Source organism: Humidesulfovibrio idahonensis (assembly GCF_054657715.1).
In genome coordinates, this window is sequence record NZ_BAAHYE010000003.1 from 878,991 (window position 1) to 894,394 (window position 15,404).

Annotated in this window: 17 protein-coding genes; 10 read left to right on the forward strand and 7 right to left on the reverse strand. The window is 67.2% G+C overall.

Annotation, left to right across the window (positions count from 1 at the left end; all coding sequences use genetic code 11):
• Positions 1–253 precede the first annotated feature (253 nt).
• The 10 genes from ACYQ4W_RS10305 to ACYQ4W_RS10350 all read left to right on the forward strand — a co-directional run bounded on the left by ACYQ4W_RS10305 (position 254) and on the right by ACYQ4W_RS10350 (position 7,689).
• Positions 254–1,873 carry an NADH-quinone oxidoreductase subunit 5 family protein gene (locus ACYQ4W_RS10305; protein ID WP_459856094.1) on the forward strand — a complete coding sequence of 540 codons (1,620 nt, stop codon included), beginning with the start codon at positions 254–256 and terminating at the stop codon, positions 1,871–1,873.
• Positions 1,870–2,727: a respiratory chain complex I subunit 1 family protein gene (locus tag ACYQ4W_RS10310; protein ID WP_459856097.1), complete on the forward strand. Its 858-nt coding sequence runs from the start codon at positions 1,870–1,872 to the stop codon at positions 2,725–2,727. Before ACYQ4W_RS10305 ends, ACYQ4W_RS10310 begins: the two co-directional genes overlap by 4 nt.
• A gap of 4 nt (positions 2,728–2,731) precedes the next feature.
• The gene (locus ACYQ4W_RS10315; RefSeq protein ID WP_459856100.1) at positions 2,732–3,169 is read left to right on the forward strand and encodes an NADH-quinone oxidoreductase subunit B family protein; all 438 of its coding nucleotides are present in this window, start codon (positions 2,732–2,734) and stop codon (positions 3,167–3,169) included.
• A complete protein-coding gene (locus ACYQ4W_RS10320; RefSeq protein ID WP_459856103.1) occupies positions 3,166–3,561 on the forward strand; it encodes an NADH-quinone oxidoreductase subunit C in 396 nt (131 codons plus the stop codon). Before ACYQ4W_RS10315 ends, ACYQ4W_RS10320 begins: the two co-directional genes overlap by 4 nt.
• Positions 3,561–4,637 carry a hydrogenase large subunit gene (locus ACYQ4W_RS10325; RefSeq protein ID WP_459856106.1) on the forward strand — a complete coding sequence of 359 codons (1,077 nt, stop codon included), beginning with the start codon at positions 3,561–3,563 and terminating at the stop codon, positions 4,635–4,637. Before ACYQ4W_RS10320 ends, ACYQ4W_RS10325 begins: the two co-directional genes overlap by 1 nt.
• Positions 4,638–4,642: 5 nt before the next feature.
• Positions 4,643–5,044, forward strand: a complete 402-nt coding sequence (locus ACYQ4W_RS10330; protein ID WP_459856108.1) for a 4Fe-4S binding protein — start codon at positions 4,643–4,645, stop codon at positions 5,042–5,044.
• Positions 5,045–5,194: 150 nt separating this feature from the next.
• On the forward strand, positions 5,195–5,446 hold the full coding sequence (locus ACYQ4W_RS10335; RefSeq protein WP_459856111.1) for a hypothetical protein: 252 nt from the start codon (positions 5,195–5,197) through the stop codon (positions 5,444–5,446).
• 26 nt (positions 5,447–5,472) lie between these two features.
• Complete coding sequence (locus ACYQ4W_RS10340; RefSeq protein WP_459856113.1) at positions 5,473–6,003, forward strand: NanQ anomerase/TabA/YiaL family protein; 531 nt, start codon at positions 5,473–5,475, stop codon at positions 6,001–6,003.
• Positions 6,000–7,337: a chromate efflux transporter gene (gene chrA / locus ACYQ4W_RS10345; RefSeq protein WP_459856116.1), complete on the forward strand. Its 1,338-nt coding sequence runs from the start codon at positions 6,000–6,002 to the stop codon at positions 7,335–7,337. Before ACYQ4W_RS10340 ends, chrA begins: the two co-directional genes overlap by 4 nt.
• Positions 7,338–7,497: 160 nt before the next feature.
• Positions 7,498–7,689, forward strand: a complete 192-nt coding sequence (locus ACYQ4W_RS10350; protein ID WP_459856119.1) for a hypothetical protein — start codon at positions 7,498–7,500, stop codon at positions 7,687–7,689.
• Between the two features lie 358 nt (positions 7,690–8,047).
• On the opposite strand, the gene ACYQ4W_RS10355 is transcribed toward ACYQ4W_RS10350, so the two are convergent.
• The 7 genes from ACYQ4W_RS10355 to ACYQ4W_RS10385 all read right to left on the reverse strand — a co-directional run bounded on the left by ACYQ4W_RS10355 (position 8,048) and on the right by ACYQ4W_RS10385 (position 14,957).
• On the reverse strand, positions 8,048–8,557 hold the full coding sequence (locus ACYQ4W_RS10355; RefSeq protein WP_459856121.1) for a GNAT family N-acetyltransferase: 510 nt from the start codon (positions 8,555–8,557) through the stop codon (positions 8,048–8,050).
• An 8-nt stretch (positions 8,558–8,565) separates the two neighbouring features.
• Positions 8,566–10,089, reverse strand: a complete 1,524-nt coding sequence (locus ACYQ4W_RS10360; RefSeq protein ID WP_459856123.1) for an ABC transporter ATP-binding protein — start codon at positions 10,087–10,089, stop codon at positions 8,566–8,568.
• Between the two features lie 3 nt (positions 10,090–10,092).
• Positions 10,093–11,028, reverse strand: coding sequence for an ABC transporter permease (locus tag ACYQ4W_RS10365; RefSeq protein ID WP_459856126.1), 936 nt, complete (start codon positions 11,026–11,028; stop codon positions 10,093–10,095).
• A complete protein-coding gene (locus ACYQ4W_RS10370) occupies positions 11,025–12,140 on the reverse strand; it encodes an ABC transporter permease (RefSeq protein WP_459856128.1) in 1,116 nt (371 codons plus the stop codon). The genes ACYQ4W_RS10365 and ACYQ4W_RS10370 overlap by 4 nt, the downstream gene beginning before the upstream one ends.
• Positions 12,141–12,147: 7 nt before the next feature.
• Positions 12,148–13,254 carry a BMP family ABC transporter substrate-binding protein gene (locus ACYQ4W_RS10375; protein WP_459856130.1) on the reverse strand — a complete coding sequence of 369 codons (1,107 nt, stop codon included), beginning with the start codon at positions 13,252–13,254 and terminating at the stop codon, positions 12,148–12,150.
• A gap of 135 nt (positions 13,255–13,389) precedes the next feature.
• On the reverse strand, positions 13,390–13,872 hold the full coding sequence (gpt, locus tag ACYQ4W_RS10380) for a xanthine phosphoribosyltransferase (RefSeq protein ID WP_459856132.1): 483 nt from the start codon (positions 13,870–13,872) through the stop codon (positions 13,390–13,392).
• 116 nt (positions 13,873–13,988) lie between these two features.
• Positions 13,989–14,957: a glucokinase gene (locus tag ACYQ4W_RS10385; protein ID WP_459856134.1), complete on the reverse strand. Its 969-nt coding sequence runs from the start codon at positions 14,955–14,957 to the stop codon at positions 13,989–13,991.
• Positions 14,958–15,404 lie beyond the last annotated feature (447 nt).

Here is a 15,404-nt window from a genome sequence, read left to right on the forward strand (position 1 = left end):
GCTTGATGCGTACATTGGGGTTCTTGTCTTGTGGCCCCTGGTCGCGGGCTTGTTGTGCCTGGTGCTGAGAAGCCCTGGCATACGGTCGGCACTGGTGCTCGCCACTGGCGCGGTTTTGGCCGTCGGGGCTTTGGGAATCGCTTCCCAGGCGCCCTTCACGGCGAGTCCTGGCTTCCTCGGATCGGAAACGGCTCTGCATGTCGCGGAGGGCGCAGCCTTCGTGCTTCCGGCCTACTTCCTTCTCCGGGGCCTTATGGAAAAACACCTGCTGGTCATCGTCTTCGCGTGCCTGCAGCTGACCCTGGCCGTGGTGGGCTTCATGACGCTGCCCGAGCCGGCGGCCGTGCAGAACGCCGTGGCCTGTGACGGCCTTTCCCTGACGCTCGTGCTCGTGGTCGCCATCGCGGGCTCGCTCATCTGCATCTTCGCCATTCCCTACATGAAGCACCACGAGGAGCACCTGCACCTCAAGGTGAGCCGCCAGCCCGGGTTCTTCCTGGTGCTGCTGGCCTTCCTGGGCTTCATGAACGGCCTGGCCCTGTCCAACGACCTGCGGATGTTCGAGGCCTTCTTCGAGGCCACCACCTTGTGCTCCTTCCTGCTCATCGGCCACGACAACACCGCCGATTCCAGGAAGAGCGCCTTCCGCGCCTTGTGGATGAACGCCCTTGGCGGCGTGTGCCTGCATGCGGGCATCATCCTCATCCAGAAGCAGCACGGCCTGGTGGACATCCACGCCATCGTCGACCCCGCCCTGTGGGCCAACGCCTCGCTGCTGCCCATCGCCTTTTTGGCCATCGCGGGCTGCATCAAGGCCGCGCAGATGCCCTTCCAGGGCTGGCTGCTGGGCGCCATGGTCGCGCCCACGCCTGTTTCGGCGCTGCTGCACTCCAGCACCATGGTCAAGGCGGGCGTGTTCCTCTGCCTGCGCCTGAGCCCGGTGCTCATGGGAACCCGCACGGGCAGCATCCTGGCCCTGGTGGGCGCCTTCACATTCTTCGCCACTTCGGCCCTTTCCCTTGGGCAGAGCAACGCCAAAAAGATCCTGGCGTACTCCACCATCGCGAACCTGGGCCTCATCATCGTGTGCGCCGGCATCGGCACGCCGACGGCCGTCGCCGCGGGCATCGTGCTTCTGGTCATCCACGCGGCCACCAAGGGGCTTTTGTTCCTCTGCGTGGGCGACATGGAGCAGACCATCGGCAGCCGCGACCTGGAAGACCTGCGCGGCATGATCGCCAAGAGCCCGGTGACGGCCCTGGCCGCCAGCGCTGGCGCAATGGCCATGGTGCTGCCGCCTCTGGGCATGCTGGTCGGCAAATGGGCCACCCTTGAGGCCGCCAGCGCCAGCCCCATCATCATGGTGTTCATCGCCCTTGGCAGCGCGCTCGCCGTTGTCTGCTGGGTGCGCTTCGCCGGCACGCTCATGAGCGGCAAGACCATTGAGGGCCCCCGCCCCCATGCGTCCGCCCTCACCAGCACGCCCATTCTGACCATGCTTGCCTGCGCCGTGGGCCTGGGCATGGCCTCCCCGTGGATCAACGCCCTGCTCCTGCCCGAAGCCAGCGCCGCAAGCGCCCTGGCCGGCGGCTGGGGACTCTTGCCGCCGCTGTTCGTGGTGGCCATGCTGGGCTGGATTGTGGGCATGAAGGTGCTGGGCCGCCAGAGCTCGGTCACCCTGTCCTCGCCGTACATCGGCGGCCTGCCCTCCGCGGAGGCCGGAACCTTTGTCGGCGCGCTGGGCAAGAGCTGGACCCTCTCCGAAGGCAATGAATACGCCACGGAGCTGTTCGGCGAGCCCAAACTGACCAAGCTCTGCGGAATCCTGGCGGGCGCCCTGCTGCTCGCCCTTGTTGGAGGTGCCTTCATATGAACCTGACGACATTCTACCTTGCCGTGGCCGGCCTTGTGCTGGCCCCCCTGCTGGGCGGCCTTGTGGCCGGCGTGGACCGCGTGGTCACCGCCCGTCTGCAGTCGCGCATGGGTCCGCCCCTGTTGCAGCCCTTCTATGACGTGGGCAAGCTCATGAGCAAGGTCATCGCCCCGGCCAGCCAGTGGCAGGGCCTGTTCGTGCGCTGGGCCCTTGTGGCCTCCCTGGCCTCCGACGTGCTTCTGGCCGCCGGCGCGGACGTGCTGATGTGCTTCTTCGTCCAGGCCGCCAGCGCCTGCTTCGTGGCTCTGGGCGCGTTCTCGGGCTCCTCGCCCTACAGCAAGCTCGGCGCCCAGCGCGAGCTGTTCCAGATGCTCTCCTACGAGCCGGTGTTTTTGGTCTGCATTTTGTGCATGGCCAAGGCCTCCGGCGGCTTCGACGCCTATTCGATGATGGGCGCAAGCGCCCAGCCGCTCTTGTACAAAATGCCGCTCATCATCCCCGGCCTCATCTTCGTGGTGCTGGTGAAGATGCGCAAAAGCCCGTTCGACATCGCGGCCAGCCACCACATGCACCAGGAAGTGGTTCGCGGCGTGTACACCGACTATGCGGGACGCGACTTCGCCCTGCTTGAAATCGCCCACTGGGCCGACGTGGTCGTGGTGCTCTGGATCTGCTCCTTCCTGTGGGCCACCGGCCCCCTGCAGATGGTCGCCGTGGCTGCCGTCACCCTGTTCGTGGCCCTGGTCATCGACAACATCAGCGCCCGCCTGACCTGGCGCCACATGGTGAAGGTTGCGGCCCCCCTGTCATTGGTCCTGGCGACCGCCAACCTGCTGTGGCTGTACGTGGAGTAAGACAATGTCATTCCTCAAGAAATCACAGATCAAGTCGCCGTGGCTCATGCACTTCGACTGCGGATCGTGCAACGGCTGCGACATCGAGACCCTTGCCTGCCTGACCCCGGTCTACGACGTGGAGCGCTTCGGCATCATCAACGTGGGCAACCCGCGCCACGCCGACGTGCTCGTGGTCACCGGCACGGTGAACCCGCGCAACGCCGTGATTCTGAAAAACATCTACGACCAGATGCCGACGCCCAAGCTCGTCATCGCCGTGGGCGCCTGCGGCTGCTCCGGCGGCGTCTTCCGCGAGGCCCCCAACGTCCTTGGCGGCGTGGACAAGGTCATTCCGGTGGACGTGTACGTGCCGGGCTGCCCGGCCAAGCCCGAGGCCATCATGGACGCCGTCGTCACCGGCCTTGCCAAGCTGAAGGGCATTTTGGAGGAAAGCAAATGAGCATCGAAGCAACCAACATCACCGCCGACAAGCTCGTGGCCGAGGTGACCCGCCTCAAGAACGAGGGCTGGCGCCTGGTGACCTTCTCCAGCGTCGAAATCGACGCGGCGAACATGGAGATCCTGTACCACTTCGACAAGGACCTGAAGCTGACGAACCTGCGCCTGAGCCTGCCCAAGGGCGGCACCGTGCCCAGCATCTCCGGCGTGCTCTTCGGCGCGTTCCTGATCGAAAACGAAATCCGCGACCAGTTCGGGGTCACCTTCGACGGCCTTGTGCTCGACTACCAGGGCCGCCTGCTGAACGAATGCACCCAGACCTCGAGCGGCTCGCCCTTCTGCCGCCTGCTGGTGAACCAAAGCGGCGTCACCGTCGCCAAGGAGGCCCACTAATGGCCCGCACAGTCATCCCCTTCGGTCCGCAGCACCCGGTGCTGCCCGAGCCCATCCACCTCTCGCTGGTGGTTGAGGACGAAAAAGTCGTCGAGGCGCTGCCCACCCTGGGCTACGTGCACCGGGGCCTGGAAATGCTGGCCACCAAGCGCGACTACAACCAGATGATCCAGATCGTCGAGCGCGTTTGCGGCATCTGCTCCATGATCCACGCCATGTGCTACTGCCAGGGCATGGAGGAAATGATGGGAGTGGAGGTGCCCCGCCGCGCGCGCATGCTGCGCGTGGTGTGGAGCGAGCTGCACCGCATCCACAGCCACCTGCTGTGGCTCGGCCTCTTTGCCGACAGCTTCGGCTTCGAGGCCCTGTTCATGCAGCTGTGGAAGATCCGCGAAAAGATCATGGACGTGAACGAGTCCACCACCGGCAACCGCGTCATCGTCTCGGTGAACGTGGTGGGCGGCGTGCGCGCCGACCTGGACGAGTCCCAGATCCGCTGGATCAAGGACACGCTGGTCGAGGTGGAGGCGAGCGTCAGAAGCCTGCAAAGCACCATCATGAACGACCGCACCGTGTGCAAACGCACCAAGGGCGTCGGCATCCTCACCAAGCAGGCCGCCTACGACCTGGGCGCGGCCGGCCCCATGCTGCGCGGCAGCGGCGTGGCCCAGGACATGCGCCAGCTCAAGTACGCGGGCTTCGACGAGATCGCCTTCGAGCCCGTCGTCGAGACCTCCGGCGACTGCTGGGCGCGCGGCGCCGTGCGCTTCCGCGAGACCCTGCAGTCCATCGACCTGGTGCGCCAGGCCCTGGACAAGCTGGACGGCAGCGAACTGGCCGCCAAGGTCAAGGGCAAGCCGGAAGGCGAAGTCATCATGCGCGTTGAGCAGCCCCGGGGCGAGTGCCTGTACTACCTCAAGGGCAACGGCGGCAAGTTCCTGGAGCGCGTGCGCATCCGCACCCCAACATTCGCGAACATCCCGCCCCTGGCCGCCATTCTGCCCGGGCTCGACTTCGCGGACGTGCCGGTTGTGGTTCTGTCCATCGACCCATGCATCAGCTGCACGGAGAGGTAGCCGCCATGAAAATGCTCCCCACCGTTATTGCGAACCTGTTCTCCAAGGCCGCCACGCGCAACTACCCGTTCGACGTGCGCGCCCCCTTTGACCACGCCCGCGGCGAACTCATCAACGACGTCGAGCGTTGCATCTTCTGCGGCTCGTGCCAGCGCAAGTGCCCGTCCCAGTGCATCACCGTCAGCAAAGAAGACAACATGGGCACCTGGAGCCTGGAGTTCTTCGCCTGCGTCGGCTGCGGCATCTGCGTGGGCGCCTGCCCGGTCAACTGCCTGTCGCAGAAAACCACGCACCGCCCGGTGACCACGGTCCGGTCCGTCATAACCCACACGGCCAAGCTGCCGGAAAAGCCCGCCAAGAAGACGGAGAAGCGCACCGAGCCCGCTCACAACGAGCCCGCCCAGTAAACGGCTTCCCCATTCCACGGCACCCCGCGCCCGTTCGGCCTCACCGCCGGGCGGGCGCTTTTTTCGCCCGCATCCCCGTCTTGACGCGCGCCCTGCCCCTCCCTACAAGGGGAAGCGTGCGCGAATCCCGCCGCACCGAGGGAGGTCAACATGCTCAATCGCCTGATTCCCGCATTCGTTCTTCTGACCGCGCTGGCCCTGGCCGCGCCGGCCCTGGCCAACGACTTCATAGCGCCCTCGCCGGTGCCTTCCTCGCGCGACAAGATCAAGCCCGCGACCAAGACCCAGCAGGCGCCCGTCTCCTGGCAAAACCTCCAGGCGCCCAACAAGATCGTCAAAACAACCAAGAAGCCAACGGGCCAGATAAACCCGGCAAATCCCCAGGGCGCTGGCGTCCAGTAGCCTGCGCACCGGGCCAGGAGGCCTCCATGATCCTCGACGCCCTGCAGAATTGGGCCCTGTACAGCACGCTGCCCGCCTGGAAACAGGCCTTCGGCTTTTTGACCAGCTTGCAGCACGGCGGCGCGGCGGCCGGAAGCCCTGCTGGCGGATACCCGGCGGGTGAATACCCCACGGGTGAATACCCAGCGGGTGAATACCCCATCGACGGCCGCGACATTTACGCCGTGGTCTTCGACTGCACCACCAAAGCCCTTCTGGACACCACCCTGGAGGCGCACCAGACCTACGCGGACATCCATCTGCCCCTTTCCGGACCGGAGGTGCACTCGCGCTTCGCCGTGGCCGACCTGGAGCAGAAGGAGCCCTACGACGCGGCCAAGGACGCGGCCCTGTACCACCACCCGGACCGCTTCACCGCGCTGTTCACCCTGCACCCGGGCCAGTTCGCCCTCTACCTGCCCCACGAGGCGCACCTTTCGCAGGGCAAGACCGATCCCCGGCCGCAGCAATTGCGCAAGGTCGTGGTGAAGGTGCGCGCGGATCTGCTGCGCCCATGATTTTGGATGATCCGGCCGCGGAGCCGATAGCCCGGCCAGAGCCCCCTCAGGACCGCCAGGACGGTTCGCCCGAACAGCCAGGGCAGATCGAGGCCGGGAATGTGACCGGGCTCGCGACCGGGCACGCGGCGCATCCGGCGGGTGCGCAGGTGGGCAAGACCAAGGCCGAGCTGCTGCGTCCGGACGACGTGCCCCAGGCCCCGTCCAGCGTGCTCGACATCTTCCGCTGTTTTTTCCGCGTGGGGCTGACGGCCTACGGCGGCCCGGCCATGATGCCCATGATGCGCGACCACATCCTCAAGCGCGGCTGGCTCACGCCAGAGGGCTTCCGCCTGGGCCTTTCCGTGTGCCAGGCCATACCCGGCGGCACGCTGATGCAGCTGGCCGCGTACACGGGCCTGAGCCTGCGCGGGCTGCCCGGCGCGCTGGCGGGCTATGCCGGCTTCGCCGTGCCCGCCACCCTGCTCATCACGCTGCTTTCAGCCATCTATCACGCCTACCAGGGCCTTTCCCTCACGGTTTCGGCCATGCAGGGGCTCTCGGCCGTGGTCATGGCCATCATCGCCCTGGCCGTTTACGATTTTTGGCAGCGCTATGCGCGCGGGCCCCGGCGCATCGGCCTCACCCTGGCGGCCTGCGGCCTGTTCCTGTACGGCGTCGGCCCGGCCTGGATCATCCTTGGCGCGGCCTGCGCCGGTCCGCTGGTGTTCCACAACGTCATGGCCGCGGAGGTGCGCCTGGCCACCATGAAGGTGCCCGTGCGCGGCGTGCTCGCCCTGGCCGCCCTCGGCCTGGCCTGGCTTGGCGCAACGTTTTTCGCCGCGCCGCTGCTGTACGACCTCTCCCTTTCCATGGCCAAGAGCGACCTCATCGCCTTTGGCGGCTACGGCGTGTTCCCCGCGCTGTACCACGAGACCGTGGAGCTGCACCGCTGGCTCAGCGCCGCCACCTTCATGGACGGCATGGCCCTGGCACAGGTGACGCCCGGCCCGTTCATGCTGGGCTCCTGCTTCGTGGGCTACCACATCGCCGGGTTCCTCGGCGCCATCACCGCCGGGGTGTGGATCTTCACGCCGTCCTTCTTCATCCTCATGCTTACCGTGCCCAGCGCGGGCCGGCTGCTTTCCTGGCAGCCCTTCCGCCGCGCGCTCATGGGCGTGCTCTCCACCCTGGGCGGGCTCATTCTGGCCGTGGGCATACAGCTGGGCCGCAGCATGGACTGGACGCCCCTCAAGGCGGGCATCTGCCTGGCCGCGGGCATCGCCCTGTGGCGCAAGGTGGACCCCATCTGGGTGGTGCTGTGCGGCATCGGCCTGGGGCTCTGGCTTTTGTAGCCCCTTGCGCTTCGCCTCCGGCAGGCATATCTTTGCAGAATGGGGCTTCCCCCATGCGGCTCCGCGCCAGACAGACGCGGAGAGACGCGGACCGGCGGCCGCCCCCCCAGACAGTTACAAGCCGCAGGGCCGAGCAAATGCCGAGCAAGCGGAGGACGCCATGACCGAGCTCATCAAGTGGACCTGCCCGAAGTGCAAGGCTGAGAACACCCCGGACTTCACCCATTGCCGCATGTGCGGCGAGCACAACCCGGCCCTGCCCCCGCAGGAGCACGCCTGTCCCAGCTGCGGATTCAAGACCAGCAAGGACTGCTGCCCGAAGTGCAACAGCCCGATGTTCTTGAATCTTTAGGTAGAGCTTGTGCGGATTCGCGCCAGGACGCTGGCGTCTTGAACCACGCCTTCGCGGGGTGGCGTATTGTTGCGGCCCGCTGTCGCGCGGGCAGGCAAAAGAAACCGCCGCCCGTCTCCCTGTGCGCCGTTGTCACGTCATTGCAGCCAATTCGGACGCTGCCGCCCGCGCTTGCGCCCTGGCCGCAGACTCTCCGCTGGGGACAGTCAACGTGAAGCTGGCCGCTGGAGGCTGGCCGCTGGAGGCTGGCCGCGTGAAGCTGGTTACGTGAGGTTGGCCACGTGGGGGTGACTGCGTGGGGGTGATGCTCGTGGAGGCTACGGGCGCGGCTGCTCGCTGCGCTCAAGGCGCTGCAAGCCTACAGGCTGCGCGCGAAGAACACGGTGTCCACGGCCATGACCGGAAAGCTTGAGGGCAAAGCGTCCTTGGCGATGCGTTTAAAGCCGTGCTTGGCATAGAAGCGGTGCGCGGCCAGAAAGCGCTCCGTGGTGCCGAGGTAGAGCGCGGCCATGCCCGCGCCCGCGCACCAGGACGAGAGCGTGTCCAAAAGCGCGGCGGCCAGGCCGGTGCCCCGCTGCGCACGCGCCACGAACATCTTGCGCAGCGCGCCCAGGCTCCGGCCTGCCGGGTCCGGGCCGATATGCAGCACGGCGATGCTGCCCACCACGACGCCCTGCGCATCAAGCGCGACCCAGAAGCCGCCGGGGCCCAGCGCGCCCTGTTGATAAAAGCCGGGAATGTCCATGAGGTCCGGCTGGTCCGCCGGGGTGATGGGAAGCTCGTATTCGCCGCGCTGGATGCCGGAAATGAGGTCCACCACGCCTTGCTGGTGCTCGGGCCGGTAGGCGGCGACGGTCCAGTCCGGCATGGCCGCGCCTAGTCCTTGAGCCCGGCCATGAGCGAGCCGATGCGCTCCACCTGGGCCGTGTCCGTTACCGGGAACAGGCCCATGACGCGCCCCCGGAACATGACGGCCACGCGGTCGGCCAGGGTGAGGGCCTCGGTCAGGTCGCCCGTCACCAGCAGCACGCCAGCGGTCTTGCGCGCCTCGAGCAGGCGCTGCCACACGGCCTCCGTGGCCGAGACATCGAGCCCCTGCGTGGGCTGCTCCGCCACCATGAGCCGGGGCTCGCGGTACAGTTCGCGGCCAAGGACGAACTTCTGCAGATTGCCGCCGGAAAGCTGCCAGGCCTGGGCCTCGATGTTGCCGGGCTGGACGTTGTGCTCGCGCACGATGTCCGTGGCGGCGCCGCGCGCGCGGGAGCGCTCCAGCCACTGGCCCTGGGCAAAGCCCTGGCGCGTGGTCAAGAGCAGGTTGTCCGTCAGGTTGAGCCCCCGGCAGGTGGCCAGTCCGGCGCGGTCCTCGGGAATCCAGGCCAGGGCGCCTTTCCAGTCGCGGCTTTGGAAAAACTTCGCCCAGTCCTGGCCCAGCACGTTCACCTCGCCCGACTCCGGGCGCTCCAGCCCGCACACGACCTCGACCAGCTGCTGCTGGCCGTTGCCCGCCACGCCCACAATGGCCAAAATCTCGCCGCGATTGAGGTCGAAGCTCACGTCGTCGAGCCCGTGGCCGGAAAGATGCCGCACGGCAAGCACCTGCCTGCCCTGGTCCACGGCGTTGCGCTCTATGTCCAGCACCACGTCGCGGCCGACCATGCGCCGGGCCAAATCCGCCGGGCTGGTGACGTCGGACGCCAGGAACTCGCCCTCGATGCGGCCGCGCCGCAGGATGGCGATCTCGTCCGCCAGGGAGAGCACCTCCTCCAGCTTGTGGGAGATGAACACGATGGCCTTGCCCTGGCTGCTCATGGTGCGCAGGGCGGAAAAAAGCGACTCGGCCTCAACCGGAGTCAGCACGGCCGTGGGTTCGTCGAAAATGAGCACGCGGCTCTCGCGGTAGAGCAGCTTCAAAATCTCCACGCGCTGGCGCTCGCCCATGGAGAGGTCGCCCACGCGCGCGCCGGGGTCTATGCCCAGGCCGAAGCGCTGCGCCAGCTCGCCCACCTGCTTGCGCATGGCGGCGGGGTGCAGCACGAAGCCGCCCTCCTGCCCCAGCAGCACGTTCTCGGCCACGGTCATGTTCTCCACCAGCATGAAGTGCTGGTAGACCATGCCGATGCCCGCGGCGATGGCCTCGCGCGGGGAGGCGAAGTCCACGCGCCGTCCCTCCACCTCGATGTGCCCGCCATCGGGCGGGAAGCGCCCGGCCAGCATGGCCATGAGCGTGCTCTTGCCCGCGCCGTTCTCGCCCAGCAGGGCCTTGATGCGCCCCGGCATGATGGACAGCGAGATGCCGTCGTTGGCCAGCACCTGGCCGAAGCGCTTGGTGACGTCCACCAGGCGGACCTGGGGCAGCACGTCCACGGAGCTGATGTCTGTGCGGTATTGGCGCTCCGACACGGCCTAGCCCTCCGGCTCGATGTTCACGCCCAGGGCGGCGGGGGCGGCGGAACGCCCGGTCTTGAGATGTTTCGTCCGCGCGGCGGAGAACACCAGCACGATGACCGTGAGCGCATAGGGCAGCATCAACAGCAGCGAAGAGGGCACGTTGGTGCCGGAGGCCTGCAGCCGCAGCTGAAAGGCCATGACGCCGCCGAAGAGAAAGGCTCCGATGACCGCGCGGCCAGGGCGCCAGAAGGCGAAGATGACCAGGGCCACGGCCACCCAGCCGCGCCCGCCGGAAAGCCCGGTGGTCCATAGGTGCGTGTGCGCCAAGGACAAATATGCTCCGCCCAGGCCGCACAAAAAGCCCCCGCCCATGACGCCCAGGGCGCGCAAACGCTGCGGATTCAAGCCCGCTGCGGCAGCGGCGGCGGGCATTTCGCCCGTGGCGCGCAGGCCCAGGCCCAGGCTGGTGCGGTTCAGGAAGAACCACACGGCCACAGGGGCGAAATAGGCCAGATAGACCATGCTGTCCTGGCGGAAAAAGATCGCGCCGAGGATCGGGATGTCGGAGAGCAGCGGCAGGGCTATTTGATGGAAGCCGCTTGTGCCCTGGCCCACGTAGGGCGTGCCCAGAAAGTTGGAAAGCCCCACGCCGAAGATGGTCAGCGCCAGGCCGGAAACCACCTGATTGCCCAAGAACACCTGGCACACCAGGGAATGCAGCCCGCACAAGAGCGCGCCCGCAAAGCCCCCGGCCAAAAGCCCCAGCACGGCGGAGCCGGTCAGGTGGCAGGTGATGAAGGCGGCAAAGGCGGCAATGGCCATGACGCCCTCGACGCCAAGGTTCAGCACCCCGGCCTTTTCGGAAATCATCTCGCCCAGGGTGGCGAAGAGGATGGGCGCGGCGGCCTGCACGGCCGCGGCCAAAAGCGCGACGATCAGTTCCGGGCTCATGCGCGCTCCTCTTTGGCGATGGGGGGCGTCTCGGGCAGGGGACGCTTCAGGCTCACGGAATAGCTGAGGAAGAACTGTCCGGCGATGACGCACAGCAGTATGCCGCCCTCCATGATCTGGCCGAAGGCCGCGGGAACCTGCAGCTCCAGCTCCATGACCTCCACGCCCACGCGCAGAGAGGCCAGCAGAAACGAGGTGAAGGCGATGGGCCAGGGCTTGAGCCGCGCCAGCCAGGCCACCACGATGGCCGTGTAGCCGTAGCCGGCCATGACCGTGGGCTGCAGCCGGCCCAGAATGGCCGAGCTTTCGATGCTGCCGGCCAGACCGGCCAGCGCGCCGCCAAGGCCCATGACCAGCAGCACAAGAAATCCATAGGGCAGCTGGGCATAGCGGGCCACGCGCTCGCCCTCGCCGCAGGCGGCCAGTTCAAAGCCCAGGCGCGTGCGTGAAAGGAACACGCTGTAGGCCACGCCCGCCAGGGGGCAGGCCAGCAGGCCCCAGTGCAGCTTGCCCAGCGCCAGGCCAAGGGTCGGGCCCATGCGGGCTATCTGCCCGCCGGAGGCGAACTCCGCCGTCATGGGGAAGCCGAAGCTCGCGGGGTCCTTCCACACGCCGAAGACCAGGAACTCCAGCACCAGAATGCCGATGTAGTTGAGCATGAGCGAGGAGATGATCTCGCTGACGCCGAGCTTGAGGCGCAACACGGCGGGAATGAGCCCCCAGGTTCCGCCGGCCAGCAGGGCCGCCAAAAACATCAGCGGCATGAGGACGATGCCCGGCAGACCGGGAAGGGACAGCGCCACGAAGGTCGCGCCCACGGCGCCCAGGGCGAACTGCCCCTCGGCCCCGATGTTCCAGATCTGCATGCGGAAGGAGAGGGCCACGCCCAGGGAGCAGAGGAAAATCGGGATGGCCTTCACCAGACCATCCAAAAGGGAATAGCTTTGCCCAAAGGCCCCACGGAACAAAATGGCCAGGCCCCCAAGCCCGGGCCTGCCGTAGAGCGTGAGCAGCACCGCGCACACGCCGAGAGCAAGGGCCAGGGCGCCCAGGTACACAACCAGGACGCCCCAGCCCAGGGACTCTTCTCGTTTGCGGATTTGGAGGAGCATGCCCGCCTTACTGGACGCTGCCCACCACGCCTTCCACGAACCAGGTCATGCCGAGGAGTTCCTTGTCCTCAGCCTTGACGTTGGCGGGAATCTTGACCTGGCCGGACTGGTCCTTGATGGGGCCGACGAAGACCTTGTCCTCGCCCTTCTTGAACAGCTCCTTCTGCGCCAGGACCTTGTCCTGCACGTTCTTGGGAACCATGGGACCAAAGGGGGCGATGTCCACCACGCCCTTGTCCATGCCCCACCAGATGGCGCGGCCGCCCTTCCAGGTGCCCTCGCGCACTTCCTTCACGATGGCCTCGTACAGCGGGGCCCAGTTCCACACGGCGGCGGTCAGGTGGGCCTTGGGCGCGTAGGCGCTCATGTCGGAGTTGTAGCCGATGGAGTACTTGCCGCGCTGCTGGGCGGCCTCCTGCGGACCGGCGGAGTCCTGATGCTGGGCGATGACGTCGGCGCCGACGTCAAGCAGGCTGATGGCCGCGTCCTTCTCCAGGGCGGGGTCGAACCAGGTCTTGGTCCACACCACGCGCACCTGGGCCTTGGGGTTCACGCTGCGCACGCCGAGGGTAAAGGCGTTGATGCCGCGGATGACCTCCGGGATGGGGAAGGCCGCCACGTAGCCGATGATGTGGCTCTTGGTCATGTAGCCGGCCACCATGCCGGTGAGGTACCGGGCCTGGTAGATGCGGCCGAAATAATTGTCCATGTTCTCAGCGGACTTGAAGCCGGAGCAGTGCATGAACTTCACGTTCGGGTAGTCCTTGGCCACCTTGACGGTGGGGTCCATGAACCCGAAGCTGGTGGTGAAGATCACGTCGTGGCCGCTTCTGGCCATGTTCTCGATGACGCGCTCGGCGTCGGCGCCTTCCTTCACGGCCTCGACGTACGAGGTCTTGACGCCCAGCTTCTCAACGGCCTTGCGGCCCTGGTCGTGGGCCCAGGAGTAGCCCGCGTCGCCCACGGGCGAGGTGTACACAAAACCCATCTTGAGTTCGCCGGTCTTGGGGCCGTCCGCGGCGGGGGCGGCCTTTTCCGGCGCCTTCTGGCAACCCGCCAGGGCGAGCGCGAAGGTGAGCGCCAGGGCGCCGAAAGTGCGCATCCAGTGTTTCATTATCGTCCTCCCTCCTTGATGTGAGACCCGAATATCCGTCCGGGCGGCGGCTTGAACAGACCAACGGCCTCCGGGCCCATCCCGGCGGCTTCACAGAATCTCCACGGGCGCGCGTGGCCCGGAGCGCGAAAAGTACTACTCCCTGGTTTTGGCGATGGGCGGCACGAACTGCGTGGCCGAGTCCCAGGGGAAGAGAATCCAGGTGTCCTGGCTCACCTCGGTGACGTAGGTGTCCACCAGGCCGCGGCCCTCGGGCTTGGCGTACACCGTGGCGAAGTGCGCCTTGGGCAGCATCTCGCGCACAAGCCGCGCCGTGCGGCCGGTATCCACCAGGTCGTCCACCAGAAGCCAGCCTTCGCCGTCGCCCTGGGGCCGCTTGATGGTGCTGGCCTCGCCCCGGGTCTGCCAGTCATAGCTGGTGATGCAGATGGTGTCGATGAGCCGGATGTCCAGCTCGCGGGCGATGATCGCCGCGGGGACGAGCCCGCCGCGGGTGATGGCGTAGATGCCCGTCCAAGGGCCGCGCTCCACAAGACGCCAGGAAAGCGCCCGGCAGTCGCGCTGGAGCTGGTCCCAGGAGACGGGATAGACTTTGTCGTAGGGGTGCGTTTTTTCCACGGCTGCCTCGTTCTGAAGCTGGCGACTGTAGCCCAGAGCCGCCTTCGGGGCAAGCCCCGCCTTGCGGCGCCCGCCGCGCGGTGAAAAAGCGTTAACAGCCGAAAAACGTTCAGGGATCAGCCGCGGCGGCGCAAACGTTGCGCACCGAAAAACGCCGCGCCGTACACGCCGGCGTCCTCGTTGCGATTCAGGCTCACCGGTATGCCCGCCAAAAGCGCCCCGTGCGCGGGCGAGGAGCGGAACTCGGCCAAAAAGGCCGGGTGCTCCACCAGCAGCGCGTTGCGCGCGGCCACCCCGCCAGTGACGAAGACTCCGCCCAGGGCCAGGATGTTCAGGGCGTAATTGCGCGCCGCGCGGCCGTAGAACCTGGCGAACCACTCCGCCGTGCGCGGCGAATCGGCAAGCCTGGCCGCCACATTGGCCGGAGAAAGCTCCTCGCCGGTCAAAAACGCGTGCAGCCGCGCCAGGCCGGAGCCGGAGACGATGGCGTCGCCGTGGCAGTACGGCAGCTTGGCCACGCGCCGCACGTATTCGCCGTAGGCGCATTCCTCCTCGCCCACGAAGGGGAATGCGGCGTGCCCGGCCTCGGAGGGCACGGCCAGATAGCCCTCGGCCTCGGCCACCAGGGCGCAGTGGCCCAGGCCCGTGCCCGCGCCGATGACCGCCACGGCACCGCCCGTGGCCGCATGGTCCGCGCGGCTGGGCTGCAGCACTTTCGCCTCGCGCATGGCGTGGCTGCGGCAGGCATAGGCCTGGGCCGCAAAGTCGTTTATGAGCGCCCCGCGCCGCAGGCCCACGCTGGCGATGTCGTGCAGGTCGATGGTCCATTTGATGTTCGGCGGATGGCAGAAGCGGCCCTGCACCGGCCCGGCCACGGCCAGGATGGCCAGGTCGCAGTTGGCGGCGGAGACGGACGGATGCTCGAAAAAGAAGCGGGCCAGCAGGCCGGAAAAAGACTCGGACTCGGCCGTGGGCAGGCGCACCACGTGGTGCGTCAGGCGCGGTTCGTCCATGCGGGGCTCGAACTCGAAAATGCCCACGCGGCTGTGCGTGCCGCCGATATCCGCCGCGAGGATCTGGTACACGAGGGCCTCCAAGCTTGTTCGAGGGCTGCTGCGAGGTGCGAGGCTACAGCATTTCCACGCCAAATCAAAGGGAAAACTCCCCGCCCCGCGCAAGGCCGCACATCTTGCGACGCCGGGCCGAAGCCTGCGCGGAAAGCCTTCTCCACCCTGCGCGAAGGATTACCAGTGCTGACGCGGCGCGGTCAACCGCATGGGAATTCCGCATTGCGCATAGACGCGCGCCGCACCTTGCCCACGCCGCCAAAGCGACGGAGCCGGCAGTTGGTCCCGCCGGCTCCGCGCGCCTGCGTGTTCAGAATCAGGGCACTGCAGCGGCCTCTCCTTGCGGACCGCGTCTCCCGGCAGACGGGCGGACGCGGGGACGAGGCGGCGGGCACCCGCGCGCAAACAAAAGAGCCAGCGAGTCGCCCCGCTGGCTCCGTGCGCACACGTTATCCGAAATCAAAG